Here is a 7,782-nt window from a genome sequence, read left to right as displayed (position 1 = left end):
CGCCATGCTGCGGCCCGACGGCGAGGTGTTCCGGGAGATCCCGTTAAAAGGAAAATCCTGCAGCAATCTCGTTTTCGGCGGGCACGACGGCCGGACCGTTTACGTTACGCTGCAGGATCGCAAATGCATGGAAGTTTTCCGTGCGGAGATTCCCGGGAAGGGATTATAAGCCTTTTCTCATGATGGCCATGGCATCGGTGTCGCCGTATTTGCCGATTTCCGCCTGGAGCTCGGCCATCATTTTGTTTTTGATTTTCTCGTGCTTTTTGCTGTTGATGAGGTTCTTCATCTCGGAGGGGTCTTTTTTCAGGTCATACAGCTCCCAACCGTTTACGCGCGTGTAGAAACGGATGAGTTTATAGCGTTGGTTGCGCACCCCGAAGTGCGGCGATACCGCATGCTCCCCGTTTTCGTAGTAATGATAATACATGGTTTTGCGCGCTTTCTCCTTGCGGGCCAGCACCGGCAGGATGGATTCGCCCTGCATGTCTTCCGGAGCCTTCACGCCGGCGGCGTCGAGTAAGGTGGGAGCGATGTCGAGGTTCATGACGAAATCGTTGCTGGCCGAATTGGGCTTCACTTTGCCGGGGTAGCGCATGATCATGGGCGTCCGGAAGGATTCTTCGTACATGAAACGTTTGTCGAACCAGCCGTGCTCACCGAGGTAGAAGCCCTGGTCGGACATGTAGATCACGATAGTATTTTCGGAAAGGCCGTGCTGGTCAAGATAATCGAGTGTGCGGCCGATGTTGCGGTCGAGGGAGATGGCGGTGCTCATATAGTCGCGCATGTAACGCTGGAACTTCCATTGGGCGAAGCCTTCTGCGGTGAAGCGGACGGTTTTGAGGCCTTCGGCGATGGGGCCGTAGAAAGCGTCGAACCTGGCGCGTTGGGCGGGGTTCATGCGTTTGATGCTGCCTTCGCGGTTGGCTTCTGCGCTGTCGCCGAACATTTTGAGGTCATATCCCATCCGCATGGATTCGGAGACGCTCATTTCCTGCACTTTGGCGGCTTCGCGGCCTTCGTATTTGTCGAAGAAGTTATGCGGCAGCTCGAAATTTGTGTTTTCGTAGGTGCCCATGTCGGTGGTGTCGGGAATCCAGGTGCGGTGGGTGGCTTTGTGGCCGATGACGAGGCAGAAAGGCTGCGTAGTATCGCGCGCGTTGAGCCATTTTTCGGCTTCGTCTTCGATCACGTTGGAAACGTACCCGTCGAAATGTTTGCGGGAGCCGTCCATCATGAGGAAGTCGGGGTTGTAATAAGCGCCCTGGCCGGGGAGTATTTGCCAATAGGAGAACCCCTGCGGCCGGGTTTCCAGGTGCCATTTCCCGATCCATGCGGTATTGTAACCCGCTTTTCCGAGTTCTTTGATGAAGGTGTTCTGGCTGCCGTCGAACCGGGAATGTTCGTTATCCCTGAAACCGTTGCGGTGACTGTGTTTCCCGGTGAGGATCACGGCGCGGCTGGGGCCGCAGATGGAGTTGGTGACGTATGCGCGGTTGAATTTCACGCCTTCGCGCGCGAGCCGGTCGATGTTGGGCGTACGGGCATTTTTGCCGCCATAGGCGCCGATGGCCTGGTAGGCGTGATCGTCGGAGATGATGAGGACGATGTTGGGCCTGCGTTGGGCTTTCAGCGGAAGGGCGCCCATCAGCAGGGCGCATGCAATGGCTGTGCGGATAGTCTTTATCATACACTGCCAATTTAATACGGGATTTAGTTTATTCCAAGAATATGTATGACATAAATCTTTTCTTATCGCCTACCGGAATAATCTTCCAGTTCGTGCGGGCGTTGCAACGCAAAGCCAATGGCTGATCTTACAAAATCGTTTAATGATATATTATGAACTGCAGCATAAACGGCTGCATCTTTGTGCAGTTGAACCGGTATCCTTACATTAAATGTTCCTTTGAAAGTCTTATCTGGTTCGCGGCCCGATTCCTGGCAAGTCTTAATATAATCTTCGACAGCCTCCCTAAATGCTTTTTTAAGCTCTTTAACAGAAGTGCCTTCAAATGTAACGAGGTCATTAATTCCGAAAATCTTTCCATGAAAAACTTCATCTTCAGAACTGAAACGAATCGTTGCATGATAATCTTTGAACTGCAATGCTTCATTCATGTATATAACCTTTTGAAATTAAAAATCGGATCAAATCCTTTAATACATACCGCTTCACAACGTTTCCAGGATGTGGCTTATGAAATAACACCAGGCGGCCGCTTACATCTGTAAACTTCCTTCGTGAACCTCCCGTATGTCCTTTGTGGATTTCCATAAATCCAAATAACCGCATAATACTCACCAATTCATCCCAGGTAAAATCTACCGGAACGGCGAGAAAACGGGCTAACAATTTTTCTTGTCGTGACATCTAACAATTTTTATGGTTCAAGACGCTCACAACATGGGATGTAACTATATTTTAGTTGCAATATACTGTATATTTGGATTGAAACCTTGTCAATAAAAAAAGCCGGCTCGCGAGCCGGCTTTGTTATGCTGATAAGTTATGATCAGGTATTCAGACCGCCGCAAACGCTCAGCGTCTGCCCGGTAACGTACGCGCTCATGTCGGAAGCGAGGAAGAGGCACACGTTGGCGATGTCTTCCGGCGAGCCGAATTTGCCCAGGGGAATTTTGTCGAGGTAGTTTTTCGCGCCTTCCCCGTCTTTCAGGTAGTGCGTCATATCGGTTTCAACGAACCCTGGCGCCACGGAGTTCACGCGTACGTTACGGCTGCCCAGCTCCTGCGCGATGGACTTCGAAAACCCGATGATCCCCGCTTTGGATGCCGCGTAGCTGCTCTGGCCCGCATTGCCTTTCATACCGATGATGGAGCTCATGTTGATGATGCTGCCGCTCTTGGCTTTCATCATCGGGCGCACCACCAGTTTCGTCATATTGAAAACGCTCTTCAGGTTCACGTCCATCACATCGTCCCACTGTTCGGGGCTCATGCGGAGGATCAGGTTGTCTTTGGAAATCCCGGCGTTGTTTACGCAGATATCAACAGTGCCAAACTCTTTCACCACATCATTCACCAGCGCTTCGCACTCTTCGAATACGCCTGCATTGCTCTTGTATGCCTTCGCTTTCACGCCCAGGGCCTGTAACCTGGCTTCGAGCGCTTTTGCTTTTTCGTCTGAGCTTACGTACGTAAAAGCAACATTTGCGCCATGTTCTGCAAATTTCAGGGCAATCGCTTCACCGATCCCGCGGCTGGCACCTGTAACGATGGCTACTTTGTTGTCGAGTAATTTCATTGTAACTGTGTAGTTTTAACTTTAGTCTGATGGGCGAAGGTATCTAAATTACGCCTTTCCCTATTGTTTTTCAATAAACCGGAGGATTTCTTCCAGCACGTTTCTTTCGTTGTTCAGGCGGGGCACTTTATGCTGGCCGCCCAGTTTCCCTTTGCTTTTGAGCCATTCCGTAAACGTGCCCGGCTGCAGGGAGTGCAACGTGGGCCGGCGCAGGGCCATGTCTTTATGGCGCTTGGCTTCGTAGTCGGAATTGATGGTTTTAAGCGCGCGGTCGAGCACGTCAACGAACGCGTCGATGCTGGAAGGCTGCTGCTCGAACTCCACCAGCCACTCGTGCCCGCCGGCTTCGCCTTCGCTGAAGTAGATGGGCGCGGCGGTATAATCGTTCACCACGGCCCCTGTGGCGGCACAGGCTTCCGCGATGGCTTTATCGGAATTGTCGACGATGAGCTCTTCCCCGAAGGCATTGATGAAAGATTTCGTGCGGCCGCTCACCCGGATGCGGTAAGGCGCCAGCGAAACGAACTGCACCGTATCCCCCAGCAGGTAGCGCCACAGGCCGCCGTTAGTGCTGATGATCAATGCGTAATTCCTGCCCAGCTCCACTTCGTGCAGCTGCAGCGTCCGCGGGAACTCTTTCCCCAGCTCTTCCATCGGCATGAATTCATAAAAAATACCATGCTGCAGGAACAGCAGCAACCCTTCTTCCCCGATCACGTCCTGCGCGGCGAAGAAGCCTTCGGAAGCGTTGTAGGATTCCAGGTAGTTCATGTCGGGCTTGCGGATCAGCTTCTTGAACTGTTCGCGGTAGGGCGTGAAGCTCACGCCACCATGCATGTATACCTCCAGGTTCGGCCAGACGTCGGCCAGGTTGTCGGTGCCTGTGAGCTCGAAGATGCGCTTGATGAGGACGATCGTCCAGGTGGGGACCCCGGCGATGGAGGTCACATTTTCATGGATAACGGCCTGGGCCATCCGCTCGATCTTTTCTTCCCATTCATCCATCAGCGCGATGGAGAGGTCGGGCGTGCGGAGGAGGTTGCCGTAAAACGGCATATTCTGGAGCATCACGGCGCTCAGGTCGCCGTAATAGCTGTCGGAATCAGGGGAAAGTTTGTTGACCTGGTGGCTTCCGCCGATAACGAGCGACTTGCCGGTGAGCACGTCGGCGTCGGGGAAGTTGTTATAATACAGGGAAAACACGTCGCGGCCGGCGCGGTAGTGGCATTCGTCGAGGCTTTCGACGGATACGGGAATGAACTTGCTTTTGTCGGCCGTGGTTCCGGAGGATTTCGCGAACCATTTGATAGGAGTGTTCCAGATGACGTTCTGCTCGCCTTCCATAACGCGCTGGATATAGGGCTTCATGGTTTCGTAAGTGTGCACGGGCACCCTTTGCTTGAATTCGTCGATCTTATATATTTTGGAGAATCCGTACTGCTTGCCGAACTCGGTGTACTGCGCGGCGCTCAGGAGGTTCTGGAAAACCTGCTGCTGAACCTGCAGGGGGTACTGCATAAAGTGCTCTATGCGCCCCATCCGTAGTCTGGCCAATTGCGACAGCGCTGGACTTAATATCTTCATACCGGTTTATAGCAGGGTTTTGTGATAGGTTATTCTACTTGTTTTGCGGCTTCGTCGAGGTAATCTTTCCTTCTGAGCACGAAATTCTGGCCAAGATACACTTTTCTCACCTGTTCATCTTCCGCGAGTTCTTCGGCGGACCCGGCTTTGAGGATCTTGCCTTCGAAGAGCAGATAGGCGCGGTCGGTGATGGAAAGGGTCTCCTGTACGTTGTGGTCGGTAATGAGGATGCCGATATTGCGGTATTTGAGTTTGGCTACGATGCCCTGGATGTCTTCCACGGCGATGGGATCGATGCCGGCGAAGGGCTCGTCGAGCAGGATGAACTTGGGGTCCACGGCCAGGGCGCGCGCAATCTCGGTACGCCGGCGCTCCCCGCCGGAGAGGACGTCGCCCGGACTTTTCCTCACGTGCTGCAGGCGGAATTCGCTGAGCAGGCTTTCGAGCTTGTCTTTCTGCTCCGCCTTTGTCAGCTTCGTCATTTCCAGCACGGCGGCGATATTGTCTTCCACGCTGAGTTTACGGAATACGCTGGCTTCCTGGGGAAGGTAGCCAATACCCATCTGCGCTCTTTTGTACATGGGCAGTTTGGTAATATTGATGTCGTTGAGGAACACTTCCCCCTCATCCGGCTTGATCAGCCCCACTACCATATAAAAAGTAGTGGTCTTACCAGCGCCGTTGGGGCCCAGCAGCCCTACGATCTCGCCCTGCGTCACCTCCACCGAAACGTGGTTCACTACCGTTCTCGTCCGGTAGCGCTTCACCAATTGCTGCGTATGTATCCTTAATGCCATAGTTAGAATCTGGGCAAAAATAATAAAATCGGCGAATGGACAACGGTTTTAGGCTATAGATGAAGTATTTTAACCATTTATTGGCTATTAGTTAATTATTGGGGGATATATTATTTTTGCGGGGCTTTTACAGAAAGCGCTATCATCATGAAAGTCACCGAACATATCGCCCAGGCGAAAGACACCCTGATCTCTTTCGAAATCCTGCCGCCGCTCAAAGGGAAAAGCATTGATTCCATCTGGGAACACCTGGACCCGCTGATGGAGTTCAACCCGGCATATATTAATGTGACCTACCATCGCAGCGAGCATATGTTCAAGAAGCGGGCCGACGGTTCGTTCGACAAGGTGGAGATCCGCAAGCGCCCCGGCACTGTGGGCATCTGCGCCGCCATCATGAACCATTACAAGGTCGACGCGGTGCCCCACCTCATCTGCGGCGGCTTCTCCAAAGAAGAAACCGAAAACGCCCTCATCGACCTGAACTTCCTCGGCATCGACAACGTGCTGGTACTGCGCGGAGACGCTCCCAAGAACGAAACCTTCTTCGAAGCCCACCCCAACGGCCACCGCTACGCCACCGAGCTCCTCCAGCAGGTCGTGAACATGAACAACGGCATGTACCTCGAAGAAGACCTCCAGGGCGGCATCAAAACCAAATTCTGCATCGGCGTGGCCGGATATCCCGAAAAGCATTTCGAAGCCCCCAACCTGCAGACCGACATGAACTACCTGAAGAAAAAAGTAGACGGCGGGGCCGATTACATCGTGACCCAGATGTTCTTCGACAATAAAAAATTCTTCGATTTCGTGGCCAAATGCCGTGAAAACGGGATCACCGTACCCATCATCCCCGGCCTCAAGCCCCTCACCTCCAAAAAGCAGCTGACCGTACTGCCGCGCATTTTCCATGTAGACATGCCCGACGAGTTCGCCAACGAGGTGCTCAAATGCAAAACAGACAAGGATGTGGAACTGGTGGGCACCGAATGGCTCATCCAGCAGTCGAAAGAACTGAAGGCCGCCGGCATTCCCGTACTGCATTATTATACGCTCGGCAAGCCTAAAGTGGTGCAGCAGGTGGTGTCTTCCATCCTCTAAAAACGGAAAAACCATTGCGTGGATACGCAATGGCTGTGTTTCCCTATAACTGTCACACCTTTGTTTAGAAAACTTATTGGTGATGTATTGCTGGTATTATGACGCCTGCCGTTCGCCTTACCCCTACCCGGGGATAAAATAAAAAAGAAGGGACCTCCCGCGCGGAGGTCCCTTCTTTCTATATCAAGTCCCAAAAGCTATATTAATAATCTTCCCTGTTGAACAGGAATCCCAGGCTCAGGCCAAGGTACTGGTTGCGGCTGCGCGCCTCGTTGCCCCGGTCGATATCGGTGAGGCCGATATTGCAATTGGCCGCGATCGTGAAACTGCTGAAGAATTCATATCCGATGGACAAATGCGCCCCCACTTCCCAGGGATGCATCCGGATCGTGGAAGCATCGCCCCCGCTTTCCGAAAACCGGACCTTCCGCGCTTCGCGCCCTATTTCCTCACCGTCGCGCAACACCCTGTAATTATAATTCCCCTTCAGCCCATACCCCACGTACGGCCCAACACCACCCACCAGGTACCCGCGGGCCACCGGTAATTTATAAACCACGTTGAACGGCAGCTCCAGGTAATCCAGCTCCATGCTGCTCCCCCAGGATACCGACTGCCCGGGTATCTCCGGCTTCAGCCAGGGCTGGTCGCGGATGGTGGCGCCTTTGCGGATATAACGGATATAAGGCTGCAAATACAACCGGTTGACCAACGGAATGTTGAACATCAGGTCTGCATGCCAACCATACAACGGTTTCATGTAACCTGTTCCGATCGTTTCTCCGGCTCCGCCGCCGAATTCAATATTAGATGCGTTAAAACCTCCCCGTACTCCTACACTCACTTGTCCAAATACTCCCGGGGCCGTGTACAATAGCATACACACGAGTAAAGCTTTTTTCATAGTCAATGGTTTTTTAGGGCCGACGAATCCTACGGGCTGGCATAATCGAAATATATTGGAGGTCTATTCGGTTAGGGGTCCTAAATTCGTCTCTCTGTCCTTTGTATCGAGGCGCGAAAGTAATACA

8 protein-coding genes are annotated in these 7,782 nt (G+C 52.7%); 1 reads left to right on the top strand and 7 read right to left on the bottom strand.

Going from position 1 to position 7,782, the window contains the following annotated elements:
- Positions 1-163: 163 nt before the first annotated feature.
- The 6 genes from Q0510_RS01130 to lptB all read right to left on the bottom strand — a co-directional run bounded on the left by Q0510_RS01130 (position 164) and on the right by lptB (position 5,650).
- A complete protein-coding gene (locus Q0510_RS01130; RefSeq protein ID WP_298707454.1) occupies positions 164-1,693 on the bottom strand; it encodes a sulfatase in 1,530 nt (509 codons plus the stop codon).
- Positions 1,694-1,755: 62 nt separating this feature from the next.
- Positions 1,756-2,124 carry a type II toxin-antitoxin system HicB family antitoxin gene (locus tag Q0510_RS01125; protein WP_298707452.1) on the bottom strand — a complete coding sequence of 123 codons (369 nt, stop codon included), beginning with the start codon at positions 2,122-2,124 and terminating at the stop codon, positions 1,756-1,758.
- Positions 2,117-2,377 carry a type II toxin-antitoxin system HicA family toxin gene (locus Q0510_RS24825; RefSeq protein ID WP_366940980.1) on the bottom strand — a complete coding sequence of 87 codons (261 nt, stop codon included), beginning with the start codon at positions 2,375-2,377 and terminating at the stop codon, positions 2,117-2,119. Before Q0510_RS24825 ends, Q0510_RS01125 begins: the two co-directional genes overlap by 8 nt.
- A gap of 142 nt (positions 2,378-2,519) precedes the next feature.
- On the bottom strand, positions 2,520-3,269 hold the full coding sequence (fabG, locus tag Q0510_RS01120; RefSeq protein ID WP_298707450.1) for a 3-oxoacyl-[acyl-carrier-protein] reductase: 750 nt from the start codon (positions 3,267-3,269) through the stop codon (positions 2,520-2,522).
- 60 nt (positions 3,270-3,329) lie between these two features.
- The gene (locus Q0510_RS01115; protein WP_298707448.1) at positions 3,330-4,853 is read right to left on the bottom strand and encodes a GH3 auxin-responsive promoter family protein; all 1,524 of its coding nucleotides are present in this window, start codon (positions 4,851-4,853) and stop codon (positions 3,330-3,332) included.
- 29 nt (positions 4,854-4,882) lie between these two features.
- A complete protein-coding gene (lptB, locus tag Q0510_RS01110) occupies positions 4,883-5,650 on the bottom strand; it encodes an LPS export ABC transporter ATP-binding protein (protein ID WP_298707446.1) in 768 nt (255 codons plus the stop codon).
- A gap of 147 nt (positions 5,651-5,797) precedes the next feature.
- Here lptB and metF point away from each other — a divergent pair, with 147 nt between their 5' ends.
- Positions 5,798-6,751: a methylenetetrahydrofolate reductase [NAD(P)H] gene (metF, locus tag Q0510_RS01105; protein WP_298707444.1), complete on the top strand. Its 954-nt coding sequence runs from the start codon at positions 5,798-5,800 to the stop codon at positions 6,749-6,751.
- Positions 6,752-6,953: 202 nt separating this feature from the next.
- On the opposite strand, the gene Q0510_RS01100 is transcribed toward metF, so the two are convergent.
- Positions 6,954-7,655: a porin family protein gene (locus Q0510_RS01100; RefSeq protein ID WP_298707442.1), complete on the bottom strand. Its 702-nt coding sequence runs from the start codon at positions 7,653-7,655 to the stop codon at positions 6,954-6,956.
- Positions 7,656-7,782: the final 127 nt, after the last annotated feature.

It is taken from the genome of uncultured Chitinophaga sp. (genome assembly GCF_937874145.1).
GTDB lineage: Bacteria > Bacteroidota > Bacteroidia > Chitinophagales > Chitinophagaceae > Chitinophaga.
The sequence above is the reverse complement of the archived record's forward strand: the minus strand, read 5'-3'. Positions and strand labels throughout refer to the sequence as shown.

What these genes read in the sequence shown, in the direction of transcription:
- Q0510_RS01130 (WP_298707454.1), bottom strand. Translation starts at nt 1,693, where the DNA reads ATGATAAAGACTATCCGCACAGCCATTGCATGCGCCCTGCTGATGGGC.
- Q0510_RS01125 (WP_298707452.1), bottom strand. Translation starts at nt 2,124, where the DNA reads ATGAATGAAGCATTGCAGTTCAAAGATTATCATGCAACGATTCGTTTC.
- Q0510_RS24825 (WP_366940980.1), bottom strand. Translation starts at nt 2,377, where the DNA reads ATGTCACGACAAGAAAAATTGTTAGCCCGTTTTCTCGCCGTTCCGGTA.
- fabG (WP_298707450.1), bottom strand. Translation starts at nt 3,269, where the DNA reads ATGAAATTACTCGACAACAAAGTAGCCATCGTTACAGGTGCCAGCCGC.
- Q0510_RS01115 (WP_298707448.1), bottom strand. Translation starts at nt 4,853, where the DNA reads ATGAAGATATTAAGTCCAGCGCTGTCGCAATTGGCCAGACTACGGATG.
- lptB (WP_298707446.1), bottom strand. Translation starts at nt 5,650, where the DNA reads ATGGCATTAAGGATACATACGCAGCAATTGGTGAAGCGCTACCGGACG.
- metF (WP_298707444.1), top strand. Translation starts at nt 5,798, where the DNA reads ATGAAAGTCACCGAACATATCGCCCAGGCGAAAGACACCCTGATCTCT.
- Q0510_RS01100 (WP_298707442.1), bottom strand. Translation starts at nt 7,655, where the DNA reads ATGAAAAAAGCTTTACTCGTGTGTATGCTATTGTACACGGCCCCGGGA.